We start from the raw sequence: 12,957 nt of genomic DNA, 5'->3' as shown, positions 1-12,957 counted from the left end.
CCGGGCCGTAATCCGACAACACCGCAAGCGCCAACAATGTTGTCGGATTACGGCCCCTTTGGGGCCTAATCCGACCTACGATTTTCTTTAAGGCAGCCGAGCCAGGCTCACATATTACGAAACAGCGCCATAAACGGCTGGCTGACGGCCAGCGTTTCGGGCCGCGTTTTGAGGCGCAGCGTGCCGCGCCCCAGCTCATCGCGCGTCAGCGAGGCCACCGCCTTCATGTTGACGATGGTCGAGCGGTGGATCTGCTTGAAGATGGCCGGGTCGAGCACCTCGAGCAGTTCGCGGATCGGTTTCCTGAGCAGCGCTTCGCCATCGGCCGTCAGCACCGCCGTGTATTTGGTATCGGACTGGAAGTAGGCAATATCGTCGACCATGATCAATCGCGTATCCTTGCCGCTACTGGCCGTCACCCACACCAGCGGCGGCGCCTTGGCCACCGCCGGCACGGCCAGCGTCAGCTGCTGCAGCAGGCCGGCCAGCGCCGCCTGCTCGGCCGCGACTGGCGCCCTGGCGGCGCGCTGCTGCACGCGCTGCAAGGTCGCCTGCAGGCGCTCGCGCGCCACCGGTTTCAGCAGATAATCGACCGCGCCCTTGTCAAAGGCGTCGATCGCATACTGGTCGTAGGCCGTCACAAATACCACCTGCGTGGCGGGGCTGGCCTGCAGCGCGCCAGCCGCCACTTCCAGGCCCGACAGGCCCGGCATGCGGATATCGAGCAGCGCCACGTCGGGGCGCAAGGCGGCAATCGCTTCGAGTGCACTGCCGCCATCGTCGCACACGGCGACGATGCGCAGCTCGGGCCACAGTTCCCCCAGCATGGCCACCAGCGCCTCGCGTAGCAGGGCTTCGTCTTCCGCCACCACGCAGGTCATGTCAGCCATGGGCGGCTCCCTGCAAGGTATGGTCGGGCACCGTGATGGTGGCCGTGACACCGTCGGGGAAATTGGCCACGATGGCAAACGCCGCGGCCTTGCCGTAGGTCAGGCGCAGGCGTTCGCGCACATTGCGCAGGCCGATGCCGGTACCGGCGCCGTCGTCGCTGAAGCCCTTGCCGTCGTCGGCCACCGTGACGATCATGGTGCCGTCGCCGCTGCGCGCCATGATCCAGATGGTACCGCCGCCGCTTTTCGGCTCCAGGCCGTGCTTGATGGCGTTTTCCACCAGCGTTTGCAGCATCATCGGCGGCAGTTCGACCTGGCGCAGGTAGGCCGGCACTTCGATCTGCAGGTTCAGGCGCGCACCCATGCGTATCTTCAGGATATCGAGATAGGCACAGGCGCGTTCCAGCTCGGTGCCCAGCGTCGACATTGCCTGGCCGGTGCGCGGCAGTGAATGGCGCAGGTACAGGATCAGGTTGCCCAGCATCTCGTCGGCGCGCGCCGGATCGCTGCGCGTGAGCAGCTGGGCGCTGGCCAGCGTGTTGTACAGGAAGTGCGGCTCGACCTGCGCGTGGAGCAAGCTCAGCTTGGCTACCGTCAGCTCTTTTTCCGTCTCGCTCTGGCGTGCATCGGCCTGTTCGCTGCGGCGCCGCTGCGCTACCCGGCGCGTGATGGCGCGCGTGACCGCCTCGGCGTTTTCCAGATTGCTGCCATGGTCGACCAGGAACCAGTCGGTCCAGGCCGGACGCGCCGGTTCGCAGATCAGCGTCACGCTGCCCGCCTCGCCGTTGGGCGTGACGGTGGCCAGTATCTGGTTCGGCTGCGGCGCAATAAAGGACAGCAGGCGGTGGCGCGGCAGGCCCGATTGGGTGTAGGGCGCGGCGCGGCGCACGCGCGCCTGCACCTGCAGGCTGTCGCGCGCGCTTTCGGCGATCTCACTGCCGGGCAGTTCGCGGATGGCCGCATCGATCATGTCGAACGCTTCGCCGGCCTCGAACGGAATTTCAATCTGCCGGCGCTGGCGGCTCGACAGGGTACGGCTGCTGACCTCGCCGGCGATCAGGCGCACCCGACGCACATGCGAGAACGCATTGGTAATGACGGCGCAGGCCAGCGCTGCACCGACGATCACGAAGAACTCTTCGGTATGTCTGACTACATGGCGCAAGAAATTTTCAGTCAGAATGGCGACGGCCAATATGTAAGTGACCATCGACACCAGGGTCAGGCGAAAGATAAAGAACAGGCTCGTCATGATTTATCCACAGTAGCGTTGAAGTGAGGCCAGCATAGGCAAGGTCTCGCGCAGCGGTGGCCATTATGCGACGGAAGGCCGGAACTGGCGACAGAAGCCGGCAAAACCGCAAGAAAATTACTGCCAAGTAAAAACATCAACAAATCGCTTGCAATTAAATAGCGCGCGATATATAGTTACTACATGGACGCCGCAATACAGATTTTTCAGACGGCCATCCCCACTCTGGCATACAGTATGCAAGCTGGGAAGCAGGTAAAAGTAGCACACTATTTAATAGAAAACTATTTAACTAAAGGAATTCCATCATGTCGATCGAAAAAGTACTGTACCGCGCTGTAGCAACTGCAACCGGTGGCCGCGAAGGCCGCGCCGTGTCGTCCGATAACGTGCTCGACGTGAAACTGACCACGCCAAAAGAATTGGGTGGCAACGGCGCCGTCGGCACCAATCCGGAACAGCTGTTCGCTGCCGGCTACTCGGCCTGCTTCCTCGGTGCGATGAAATTTGTCGCTGGCCGCGATAAAGTGGCCCTGCCGGCTGACCTGTCGATCGAAGGCCATGTCGGCATCGGCGCCATCCCGACCGGCTTCGGCATCGAAGTGGAACTGAAAATCTCGCTGCCAGGCATGGACCGCGCCGCTGCCGAAGCACTGGTTGCCGCCGCCCATATCGTCTGCCCTTACTCGAACGCCACCCGTGGCAACATCGACGTGACGCTGACCATCGTGTAAGCCACATCCCAAAGCAGCAAAAACCGCTCTGCCGCCAGGCAGCGCGGTTTTTTTCCGCCTGCCGCTTTAGAATGATGCCTTTTAACCGGCGGAGCGGCACATGATTACCTGGCAATGGCACACTTTCGAGGAACTGGGCGTCCATACGCTGTATCAGCTGCTGCAGCTGCGCCAGCGCGTATTCGTGCTGGAACAGCAATGCCTGTACCAGGATCTCGACGGCTACGACGCACAGGCCATGCACCTGCTGGGCTGGCACGAAGTCGATGGCCAGCGCCAGCTCGCTGCCTGCCTGCGCGTGCTGGCGCCCGGCGCCAAATACGTGGAAATGTCGCTGGGCCGGGTACTGACGTCGCCCGAGGCGCGCACCAGCGGCGCCGGCAAGCAGCTGCTGGCAGAAGGCATCGCGGGCGCCGTGCGACTGCATCCGGGCCACGCGATTCGCATCGGCGCGCAGCAGTATCTGGAGCGCTTCTACCAGTCGTTCGGCTTCGTTACCGTCAGCGCGCCTTACGATGAAGACGGCATACAGCATATCGACATGCTGCGCGCGGCCGAAGCCATCGCATGAAAGCGCTCATCTCGTGGAGCGGCGGCAAGGACTCGTGCCTGGCGCTGTGGCGCGCCCGCGCGGCCGGCATGCAGGTGCCGCTGCTGGTCACCGCCATGGATGAAGACGGGCGCAAGTCGCGCTCGCACGGCGTGCCGCCCGAACTGCTCGAGACGCAGGCCGCCATGCTGGGCGCACGCCTGCAGCGCTATCACACCAGTTGGGGCACCTACGAAGAACAGTTCGTGCGCGTGCTGCGCGAAGCGAAAGACGCCGGCATCGATCATGCGCTGTTTGGCGATATCGATCTGCAGCCGCACCGCGACTGGGAAGAAAAGGTCTGCGCCGCGGCCGGCCTGACGGCGCACCTGCCGCTCTGGGGCGGCGAGCGGCGCGCGCTGGTCGATGAATTCCTCGCGGCCGGCTTCAAGGCGATCGTGGTGTGCATCAACGGCCAGCATCTGCCGGCCGACTTTTGCGGACGCCAATTCGATAGCGCCTTTTTGGCCGACCTGCCGCCTGGCGTGGACGCCTGCGGAGAAAATGGCGAATTCCACACCTTCGTGTATGACGGCCCGGCTTTCAGCGCGCCGGTGGCGCTGCGCCGCACGCAGCTGCTGCGCTACGACGCACCGGCCGAGCTGGGCGGCGCCACCTACTATTTCCAGGAACTGGCGCCGGCCTGAATGCAAAACGGGCGACCCATCGGGTCGCCCGCTGCTGCTGCGCTACGGCCTTGCGCCGTATCAGTTGGCCTTGGTCAGCGAAACGAGCTTGACGTCAAACACCAGGCCGGCGTACGGCGGAATGGCCTGCACGCCCTTGCTGTCCTTGGCCGTGCCGCTTGGGCCATAGGCCAGGTCCGACGGGATCGTCAGACGGCGCGAACCGCCGACTTTCATGCCCACCAGGCCACGGTCCCAGCCTGGAATCACGGTGCCCTTGCCCAGCACGAAGGACAGGCCGGCGCCGTCCTTGCTGGCGTCGAACTGTTTGCCCTTGCCATCGGTTTGCGCCGAATTGTACAGCCAGCCCGTATAGGTAACGATCACGGCGTCGTTGGCAGCTGCTACAGCGGTACCGGTACCCACCGCCAGATCGGTAATAACAAGTTCCTTGACCTGCGTGGCCGGATCGATCACGACAGGCTTGGTCTCGGAGGCAGCGCTGCCGCAGCCGGCCATGACAAATGCGCAAGCAACTGGCGCGATCAACTGAAATACCGATTTCATGGTTTCCCTTTACATTTTGAATGGACTCAACCCGTTCGATGCGGGCCAACAGCGAGATGTCGGCAGCAGTGTAACAGCACTGCCAGCGTCAATTTGTAAGCAGACGTAAGCACGCCCGATTCTGGTGTGGCAATACAACGCTTGCCACACCAGCGCACGGCGGCCTAGATTTCCACCTGCGTACCGAGCTCGATCACCCGGTTGCTCGGGATCTGATAGTAATCGGCGGCCGTGCGCGCATTGCGCGACATGGTCACGAACAGATGCTCGCGCCATGGCATCATGCCGTGGCCCGGGGTCGAGATAATCGTCTGGCGGGCGATAAAGAACGACGTTTCCATCATCTCGAAGTCCAGCCCCTGGCCGGCGCACTGCGCCAGCGCGGCCGGGATATCCGGCTCATCCTTGAAGCCGTAATGCACATTGACCTGGTAGCACTGGTGGCCCAGGTCCTGCACCCGCACCTGGTCGGCCAGCGGCACCCACGGCTCCTCGTGCATGAACACTGTCAGGAACACCACGCGTTCGTGCAGCACCTTGTTGTGCAGCAGGTTATGCAGCAAGGCGTGCGGCACGCCGTCGGTTTCGCCGCGCAGGAAAATCGCCGTGCCGGGCACGCGCAGCGGCGGCGCAATAAACAGCGAGGACAGGAAATCGTCGAGCGGAATCGCATGCGCTTCGAGATTCTCGAACACCAGCTGGCGGCCGCGCTTCCAGGTCAGCATGATGATAAACAGGATCGAGCCCAGCAGCAGTGGGAACCAGCCGCCGTGGAACAGCTTGAGCGCGCTGGCCGAGAAGAACAGCACGTCGATGGTCAGGAAAAAGCCGGTGGCGGCCCAGCACAGCGCCAGGTTCATCTTCCAGCGGTAGCGGATCACGAAGAAGGTCAGGATGGTGGTCGACATCATGGTGGCCGTGACTGCAATGCCATAGGCAGCCGCCAGGTTTTCCGACGAGCCAAAGCCGATCACGGCCAGCAGTACCACCGCCAGTTGCAGCCAGTTGACGGCCGGGATATAGATCTGGCCGATTTCACTTTCCGACGTATGGCGCACGCGCATGCGTGGCAAAAAGCCCAGTGCAATGGCCTGCTTGGTCATCGAGAAGGTGCCGGAAATGGTGGCTTGCGAGGCAATCACCGTGGCCATGGTCGACAGCACCACCAGCGGGTAGACGCTCCAGGCGCCCAGCTGCTGGTAAAACGGGTTGGAAATGGCATCCGGGTGCTGCAGCAACAGGCCGCCCTGCCCCAGGTAGTTGAGCGCCAGCGCCGGGAACACGATCAGGAACCAGGCCACGCGGATCGGCTTTTTGCCGAAATGGCCCATGTCGGCATACAGCGCTTCGGCTCCCGTCAGCGCCAGCACCACCGCGCCCAGCGCAACGAAGGCCACGAAGCCGTGATTGAGCAAAAACGTCACCGCATACAGCGGGTTCAGGGCAGCCAGGATTTCCGGCGCGTGGATGATATTGATCACGCCCATCACCGCCAGTGCACCGAACCAGAGCACCATGATGGGGGCAAAAAAGCGGCCAATGCCGGCCGTGCCGTGCGACTGCACCGAATACAGGATGATCAGCAGCACGATGGTCAGCGGCACCACATAGGCGCTCAGCGCCGGCGTGGCCACTTCCAGTCCTTCGATGGCCGACAGCACCGAGATGGCCGGCGTAATCACGCTGTCGCCATAAAACAGTGTCGCGCCAAATACGCCGATCAGCATCAAGGGGAAATGCCAGCGCGAGCCGCGGCTGACCGACGACAGTACCAGCGCCATCAGCGCCATGATGCCGCCCTCGCCGCGGTTGTCGGCGCGCAGCACCAGCGTGACGTATTTGAGCGAGACCACAAAGGTCAGGCTCCAGAAGATCAGCGAAATAATGCCCAGCAAATTGGTTTGCGTGAGCGCCAGACCGTGGGCAGGGTCAAAGACGGTCTTGAGGGTATAGAGCGGACTGGTGCCAATATCGCCATAGACGATGCCGACAGCGGCCAGGGTCAGGCCGACCAGGCCGCTTTTTTTGTGTTCCGACGTCAAGGTTGCACCCGTTTTTGTTTTGTTGCATCGCACAATATGATAGGTATTAGCAAATAGCAAGAGTATTTTTGCATGATTCCGGGCTGCCCCTCAGTCGATATTCCCAGCCGTTTTCTTGATCACGGCGCTTGATTTGTTGCCATTCTACGCCGAGGCGCAGCCGGCGGCAGCTACCGTTGTTTTCAGCGATAATGCCAGACTGTCTACTTCCACCGTGAACCGATCATGAATCCAGGCATGCTGTACGCCTCGCTCGCCTTTTTGCTCTGGGGCCTGTTTCCACTGTACTTCCATGCGATTGCCGAAGTCGCACCGCTGGAAATCCTGGCGCACCGCATGGTCTGGTCACTGCTGTTCCTGGCCGTGCTGCTGACGGTGCGGCGCCAGTGGCGCTGGCTGCCGGCATTGAGACAGCAACCGAAGGTCGTGCTGAGCTTTGTGGCCAGCGCGTTTTTGCTGTCGGCTAACTGGTTTATCTATATCTGGGCCGTCAACAACGGCCATGTGCTCGACGCCAGCCTTGGCTACTTCATTACGCCGCTGGTCAATGTGATGCTGGGCTTTTTGCTGCTGCACGAGCGCCTGCGCCGCCTGCAATGGCTGGCCATTGCGCTGGCCGCCGGCAGCGTGGCCTGGCTGACCTGGCAGGCGGGCCAGATGCCGTGGGTGGCGCTGGCGCTGGCGGCCTCGTTTGGCGGCTACGGGCTGCTGCGCAAGACCGCCGCGCTCGGTGCGCTGGAAGGCCTGTCGTTCGAGACCATGATTTTGTTCCCGCTGGCGCTGGCCTATATGCTGTGGCTGGCATGGCATGGCCAAAGCAACTTCATCAATACCGACACTACCAGCACGCGGGCGCTGCTGCTGGCGTCCGGTCCGATTACCGCCATTCCGCTGCTGCTGTTTGCAGCCGGCGCGCGGCGGTTGCCGCTGGCCGTGCTGGGCCTGCTGCAATATATCGCGCCCACCGGACAGTTGCTGATCGGCATCTGGGTGTTCCACGAGGATTTCACGCCGCAGCGCATGCTCGGCTTCATGATCATCTGGGTCGCGCTGGCCCTGTATGCGGCCGAAGGCCTGTGGCATACGCATTGCCAACGCAAGGCCACCTGATGGCGGGCACGCTGCAGCATGCCGGCCGTGCTGGCCGTCGGCGCGCGTTTACCGTATCCTGTCCGTCTTTTCTTTGTATATCACCCTCACCCGAGATTTCTAATGGCAAATTACGTCTACACCATGAACCGCGTGGGCAAAATCGTCCCGCCCAAGCGCCAGATCCTGAAAGATATTTCGCTGTCCTTCTTCCCGGGCGCCAAGATCGGCGTGCTGGGCCTGAACGGCTCCGGCAAATCGACCCTGCTCAAGATCATGGCCGGCATCGACACCGACATCCAGGGCGAAGCCGTGCCGATGCCGGGCCTCAATATCGGCTACCTGCCACAGGAACCGCAGCTCGACCCGGAAAAAACCGTGCGCCAGGAAGTCGAATCGGGCCTCGGTGAAGTATTCGAGGCGCAAGCCAAGCTTGAAGCCGTGTACGCCGCCTATGCCGAGGAAGACGCCGACTTCGATGCGCTGGCCACCGAGCAGGCGCGCCTGGAAGCGATCATCTCGACCTCCGACGGCGGCAACCTGAACCTGCAGCTGGAAATGGCCGCCGACGCGCTGCGCCTGCCAGCCTGGGACGCCAAGATTGCCGTGCTCTCCGGCGGTGAAAAGCGTCGCGTGGCGCTGTGCAAGCTGCTGCTGTCGAAACCCGACATGCTGCTGCTCGACGAGCCGACCAACCATCTGGACGCCGAATCGGTCGACTGGCTCGAGCAGTTCCTGCTGCGCTTCCCAGGCACCGTGGTGGCCATTACCCATGATCGCTACTTCCTCGACAATGCAGCCGAATGGATTCTGGAACTGGACCGCGGCCACGGCATTCCATGGAAAGGCAACTATTCGACCTGGCTGGACCAGAAGCAGGCCCGCCTGAAGCAGGAAGAAGCCACCGAATCGGCGCGTCAGAAAGCACTGCAGAAAGAACTGGAATGGTCGCGCCAGAATCCGAAAGCGCGCCAGGCCAAGTCGAAAGCGCGCCTGGCCCGCTTCAACGAGCTGTCCGAGCACGAATATCAGAAGCGCAACGAAACCCAGGAAATCTTTATTCCTGTGGCTGAGCGTCTGGGCAATGATGTGATCGAATTCAAGAATGTGTCGAAAGCGTTTGGCGACCGCCTGCTGATCGACAACCTGAGCTTTACCATTCCACCGGGCGCGATTGTCGGTATTATCGGCCCCAACGGCGCCGGTAAATCGACGCTGTTCAAGATGATCACCGGCAAGGAACAGCCTGACAGCGGCGAAGTAGTGATCGGCCAGACCGCGCGCGTGTCGATCGTCGACCAGAACCGCGATAGTCTGGCTGACAACAAATCGGTGTTTGAAGATGTATCCGGCGGCGCCGACATGCTGACCGTGGGCCGCTTTGAAATGCCGTCGCGCGCCTACCTGGGCCGCTTCAACTTCAAGGGTTCGGACCAGCAGAAAATGGTCGGCAACCTGTCCGGTGGTGAACGCGGCCGCCTGCATCTGGCCAAGACGCTGCTGATGGGCGGCAACGTGCTGCTGCTCGATGAACCGTCAAACGATCTGGACGTGGAAACCCTGCGTGCGCTCGAAGACGCCTTGCTGGAATTTGCCGGCAGCGTGATGGTGATCTCGCATGATCGCTGGTTCCTCGACCGTATCGCTACCCATATCCTGGCGTTCGAAGGCAACTCGCAAGTCACCTTCTTTGACGGCAACTATCAGGAATATGAAGCCGACAAGAAAAAACGTCTGGGTGAAGAAGGCGCCAAGCCGAAACGCATCCGCTACAAGCCATTGACGGTATAAGTCAGGCGCACATAAAAAAGGCAGTCACTGCGAAGTGACTGCCTTTTTTTCAGCAAATTAAATGCTTAGAAGTTGTAGCGTGCGCCCAGTGCCAGGCCGGTAGCTTTCTTGCCCTGGTCGGCGCTCTTGCCGAAGTGTTCCACCTCGGCCGTCAGCGAGACTTTTTCGTTGATCGCATATTGCGCACCAACCGAAGCGTAGACGCCGGTCTTGTTCTCGCCGCTGGCGCCGCTCGACAGGCCGGTACCGCTCAGTTTGTTATCGACGCGGGCGACACCGAGCTTGCCGAACACGCCGACCTTGTCGCTGACCGGCATGGTGGCTTTACCAGCCAGATAGTAGCCTTCCGACTTGCTTTTCAGCGCGCCGTTGCCGGCCCCGGTCACATAGCTGTAATCCTTGCTGCCGAAATCGGCATAGCCGCCTTCCACTGCCCAGGTCTGGTTGATGTCATAACCGGCAAACAACTTGCCGCCAGCCTTGTAACCGCTGTGGTTATCGGCCGAGGTAGCGCCCGGCACATCGAAGTTATAGCGGTTGGCGGTCACACCAGCGCCAACGTAGACGCCTTCAGCGTGGGCGGCGCTCATGCCGGACAGTGCGGTTGCGGTAGCGATCATTGCAAACAGGATCTTTTTCATCATGTTCTCTCTTTCGTATTTGTTGAGTTGCATGTGTATTGCCATGTTTCGCAGTTCAGCGAAGTGCGATGGAGACACAATAGCACTGGCAAAAACACACGTCCCTCTCCATTCCGTAAGAAATGTGACGAGATGTAAGGAGAATGTGAAAGAGAGGAAATAAAAGAAATAGAGCGAAGATGGCGAAACTTAAGCGAAACTTAAACGATACGTAGGTCGGATTAGCGGGGCAAAGCCCCGCGTAATCCGACAACACTGCTGACGCCAACAATGTTGTCGGATTACGGCCCGAAGGGCCTAATCCGACCTACGCTTGATCCACGCGCATCAGGCGAATGTACGGCGAGGAGCTGCAACGCCGCCATCGGCATTTTCTAAGGGGCGCGTCCCTGGCCCGCCGTTTTTCGCCTTGTTAATTTCAATGCCGCAAAAAGCTTAAGGTAGCGGCATTATCGCCGCGGCGGGTCAAGCCATGCGTCTCAGGCATACGCTTCGGCCATCGTCATCACGCGCGGCGCAATGGTAATGCCGTGTTCCTGGAACAGCGCCGTAATGGCGGCCAGATTCTGCTCGCATTCTTCGCTTTTCCAGCCTTTGAAGATATCGGTGCCGTCTTTCTGAAAATGCAGGTCGAGCACCTTGCCGCCGTCCTTGTGCTGGTAGGGCGAACTGTAGGTATTGACGAAACCGAGTGCGGCCAGCTGCGTCAGCAAGGCATGCGGTGGTTGGTCGGCGTCGGTGGCAAGGAACACGCCGAAGGTCTTGCCTGGCGGCTTGGCAGCAATATCGACTTCATAGACGCCCGGCGCCTTGCTGGTGGACGTGCTTTTTAGAAATAACATCATGTCTCCCTGCGCATGTTCCTGCGCCCCGGAGCAGCCGCACGGTGGGGGCGCTGCGCATCGTTCCCCGAATCAAATACTATTTCCAATCTGCATCTTTGTCGATAAAACGGCGGTTTTATTTGTGCAATCGTGGTTATCTGGTCGTATTGTGTGCCGAGACCGCTTCGATAGCGCGTCAGCATTGCACCAAGATGTGGCCTGTTGCATACTTTTGCCTTGCGCTTAACAACGCCACCTCTTCCGTCCCTCATGCGCATTTTGTCGAACAAGTACCGCTTGCTGCTCCTGCTGACCCTGATCCTGTCAGCCGGCTTTGTTGCTACCAGCCTGGCTGGCTACCTGGCCTCGCGCAAGGCGATCGAGCATGGCATTGCCGACCAGACCTTGCCGCTAACGGGCGACAATATCTATTCCGAAATCCAGAAAGACATGCTGCGCCCGGTCTTTATTTCGTCCTTGATGGCGCACGACACCTTTGTGCGTGACTGGATACTGGCCGGAGAGCAGGATCCGCGCCAGATCGTGCGCTACCTGGCGGAAGTGAAAAAGAAATACGGCGCCATCACCAGCTTCCTGGTGTCCGACAAGACCAGCAAATATTATTACGCCGAAGGCACGCTCAAGTCGGTCAACCCGAACGCCACGCGCGACGTCTGGTATTACCGCGTGCGCAAGATGACCGACAGCGATTTTGAAACCAATGTCGATATCGACATGGCCAACCGCGACAGCATGACCATCTTTATCAACCATCGGGTCGTCGACTACGATGGCCGCTTCATCGGCGCGACCGGCATCGGCCTGACACTCGATACGATGAGCCATATCATCGACCGCTACCAGGTACGCTTTCACCGCAATATCTATTTTGTCGATGGCAAGGGTGCGCTGGTTCTGGCGGGCAAGACCATGCGCGACAGCCAGGCCGGCAATGCGGCGCACGGCAATATCCATACGCTGCCGGGCGTGCAGGACATTGCAGGACACATCCTCAATCACCAGACCGAACCGACGCACCTGTCGTACCAGCTCAAGCACGCGAAAATCCTGGTCAATTCACGCTTTATTCCCGAGTTGGGCTGGTATCTGGTGGTCGAACAGAATGTCAGCGACGAGGTCGAATCGCTGCAGCATGTGTTCATCATGAACCTGGCCATCAGCTTTGGCGTGACCCTGCTGGTGCTGCTGCTGACGCTGCTGACGGTCAACCGCTACCAGCAGCGCATCGAGCGCATCGCCTCGACCGATGCGCTGACCGGGCTGCTCAATCGCCAGTCGCTTGAACTGCTGTTCCAGCGCGCCAGGCTGCAGTCGCGGCGCACGTCCCAGCCGCTGTCGGCCATCCTGTTCGATATCGATTTCTTCAAGCGCGTCAACGACACCCACGGCCATCTGTGCGGCGACAAGGTGATCCGCAGCGTGGCCGATGTGGCGCGCGCCACCGTGCGCGCCAGCGACGCCATCACGCGCTGGGGCGGCGAGGAATACCTGGTGCTGCTGAACGATTGCAACCTGGCGCAGGCCAGCGCACTGGCCGAGGAACTGCGCCTAGCCATCGAAAGCCATCATTTCGGCCTGCCGGCGCCGGAAGTTCCCGTCACGATCAGCCTGGGTGTTGCTCAGTACCACCAGGACGAGACCGAATCGGCATTTTTCTCGCGCGTTGACAGCGCGCTGTACCAGGCCAAGCATCTGGGCCGCAACTGCGTCTACAGCGCCAGCCAAACCTGACCCTGATCCTGATGCCGCTAAGTTAAGCGGACGGTAGATACTGTTATCCCCGTCAAGCGGCGTGCAAGGTCGGATCAAATATTTTTCCTGACCTGAGCACGCCGAATGCCACGTGTACCAGTTTGCGCATCATGGCGCCGATGATCAATTTCGGCGCCTT

The 12,957-nt window shown here is 60.8% G+C and carries 12 protein-coding genes and 1 pseudogene; 6 read left to right on the top strand and 7 right to left on the bottom strand.

Translation table 11 applies throughout. The annotated features are described in order from the left end of the window. Positions 1-107: 107 nt before the first annotated feature. Together GCM43_RS19965 and GCM43_RS19960 are read right to left on the bottom strand one after the other, a co-directional pair. Positions 108-890, bottom strand: a complete 783-nt coding sequence (locus tag GCM43_RS19965) for a LytR/AlgR family response regulator transcription factor (RefSeq protein ID WP_152247565.1) — start codon at positions 888-890, stop codon at positions 108-110. After that, positions 883-2,142 (bottom strand): sensor histidine kinase, encoded by a 1,260-nt coding sequence (locus tag GCM43_RS19960; RefSeq protein ID WP_152247563.1) that lies wholly within the window; start codon positions 2,140-2,142, stop codon positions 883-885. Before GCM43_RS19960 ends, GCM43_RS19965 begins: the two co-directional genes overlap by 8 nt. A 308-nt stretch (positions 2,143-2,450) precedes the next feature. Between GCM43_RS19960 and GCM43_RS19955 the strand changes: the two genes are divergently transcribed. The 3 genes from GCM43_RS19955 (at position 2,451) to GCM43_RS19945 (ending at position 4,112) form a co-directional block, all read left to right on the top strand. Beyond that, positions 2,451-2,876, top strand: a complete 426-nt coding sequence (locus tag GCM43_RS19955; RefSeq protein WP_152247561.1) for an organic hydroperoxide resistance protein — start codon at positions 2,451-2,453, stop codon at positions 2,874-2,876. Positions 2,877-2,976: 100 nt separating this feature from the next. Continuing rightward, positions 2,977-3,447 (top strand): GNAT family N-acetyltransferase, encoded by a 471-nt coding sequence (locus GCM43_RS19950; RefSeq protein ID WP_152247559.1) that lies wholly within the window; start codon positions 2,977-2,979, stop codon positions 3,445-3,447. After that, on the top strand, positions 3,444-4,112 hold the full coding sequence (locus GCM43_RS19945) for a Dph6-related ATP pyrophosphatase (protein ID WP_152247557.1): 669 nt from the start codon (positions 3,444-3,446) through the stop codon (positions 4,110-4,112). Before GCM43_RS19950 ends, GCM43_RS19945 begins: the two co-directional genes overlap by 4 nt. 60 nt (positions 4,113-4,172) lie before the next feature. Here GCM43_RS19945 and GCM43_RS19940 read toward each other — a convergent pair whose 3' ends face one another. Together GCM43_RS19940 and GCM43_RS19935 are read right to left on the bottom strand one after the other, a co-directional pair. After that, complete coding sequence (locus GCM43_RS19940; protein ID WP_152247555.1) at positions 4,173-4,658, bottom strand: FKBP-type peptidyl-prolyl cis-trans isomerase; 486 nt, start codon at positions 4,656-4,658, stop codon at positions 4,173-4,175. Positions 4,659-4,822: 164 nt separating this feature from the next. Next, complete coding sequence (locus GCM43_RS19935) at positions 4,823-6,700, bottom strand: potassium transporter Kup (RefSeq protein WP_152247553.1); 1,878 nt, start codon at positions 6,698-6,700, stop codon at positions 4,823-4,825. 225 nt (positions 6,701-6,925) lie between these two features. On the opposite strand from GCM43_RS19935, the gene rarD reads away from it, so the two are divergent. Both rarD and ettA read left to right on the top strand, forming a co-directional pair. After that, the gene (gene rarD, locus GCM43_RS19930) at positions 6,926-7,810 is read left to right on the top strand and encodes an EamA family transporter RarD (RefSeq protein ID WP_152247551.1); all 885 of its coding nucleotides are present in this window, start codon (positions 6,926-6,928) and stop codon (positions 7,808-7,810) included. 102 nt (positions 7,811-7,912) lie between these two features. Further along, complete coding sequence (ettA, locus tag GCM43_RS19925; RefSeq protein WP_152247549.1) at positions 7,913-9,580, top strand: energy-dependent translational throttle protein EttA; 1,668 nt, start codon at positions 7,913-7,915, stop codon at positions 9,578-9,580. A gap of 65 nt (positions 9,581-9,645) precedes the next feature. On the opposite strand, the gene GCM43_RS19920 is transcribed toward ettA, so the two are convergent. Together GCM43_RS19920 and GCM43_RS19915 are read right to left on the bottom strand one after the other, a co-directional pair. Further along, positions 9,646-10,224, bottom strand: coding sequence for a porin family protein (locus GCM43_RS19920; protein WP_226929580.1), 579 nt, complete (start codon positions 10,222-10,224; stop codon positions 9,646-9,648). A 476-nt stretch (positions 10,225-10,700) separates the two neighbouring features. Beyond that, positions 10,701-11,066: a hypothetical protein gene (locus tag GCM43_RS19915; protein WP_226929579.1), complete on the bottom strand. Its 366-nt coding sequence runs from the start codon at positions 11,064-11,066 to the stop codon at positions 10,701-10,703. A gap of 276 nt (positions 11,067-11,342) precedes the next feature. On the opposite strand from GCM43_RS19915, the gene GCM43_RS19910 reads away from it, so the two are divergent. Then, on the top strand, positions 11,343-12,797 hold the full coding sequence (locus tag GCM43_RS19910; protein WP_226929578.1) for a sensor domain-containing diguanylate cyclase: 1,455 nt from the start codon (positions 11,343-11,345) through the stop codon (positions 12,795-12,797). A gap of 52 nt (positions 12,798-12,849) precedes the next feature. On the opposite strand, the pseudogene GCM43_RS26235 reads toward GCM43_RS19910, so the two are convergent. Further along, a pseudogene (locus GCM43_RS26235) lies at positions 12,850-12,957 on the bottom strand (IS110 family transposase); the annotation flags it as partial.

The organism is Janthinobacterium aquaticum, from assembly GCF_009208565.1.
Lineage (GTDB): Bacteria > Pseudomonadota > Gammaproteobacteria > Burkholderiales > Burkholderiaceae_D > Janthinobacterium.
The sequence above is the reverse complement of the archived record's forward strand: the minus strand, read 5'-3'. Positions and strand labels throughout refer to the sequence as shown.

Excerpts from the sequence above, each read along its gene's own strand:
- GCM43_RS19945 (WP_152247557.1), top strand. The coding sequence starts at position 3,444 with ATGAAAGCGCTCATCTCGTGGAGCGGCGGCAAGGACTCGTGCCTGGCG.
- GCM43_RS19960 (WP_152247563.1), bottom strand. The coding sequence starts at position 2,142 with ATGACGAGCCTGTTCTTTATCTTTCGCCTGACCCTGGTGTCGATGGTC.
- GCM43_RS19965 (WP_152247565.1), bottom strand. The coding sequence starts at position 890 with ATGGCTGACATGACCTGCGTGGTGGCGGAAGACGAAGCCCTGCTACGC.
- GCM43_RS19920 (WP_226929580.1), bottom strand. The coding sequence starts at position 10,224 with ATGATGAAAAAGATCCTGTTTGCAATGATCGCTACCGCAACCGCACTG.
- ettA (WP_152247549.1), top strand. The coding sequence starts at position 7,913 with ATGGCAAATTACGTCTACACCATGAACCGCGTGGGCAAAATCGTCCCG.
- GCM43_RS19950 (WP_152247559.1), top strand. The coding sequence starts at position 2,977 with ATGATTACCTGGCAATGGCACACTTTCGAGGAACTGGGCGTCCATACG.
- GCM43_RS19955 (WP_152247561.1), top strand. The coding sequence starts at position 2,451 with ATGTCGATCGAAAAAGTACTGTACCGCGCTGTAGCAACTGCAACCGGT.
- GCM43_RS19940 (WP_152247555.1), bottom strand. The coding sequence starts at position 4,658 with ATGAAATCGGTATTTCAGTTGATCGCGCCAGTTGCTTGCGCATTTGTC.
- GCM43_RS19915 (WP_226929579.1), bottom strand. The coding sequence starts at position 11,066 with ATGATGTTATTTCTAAAAAGCACGTCCACCAGCAAGGCGCCGGGCGTC.
- rarD (WP_152247551.1), top strand. The coding sequence starts at position 6,926 with ATGAATCCAGGCATGCTGTACGCCTCGCTCGCCTTTTTGCTCTGGGGC.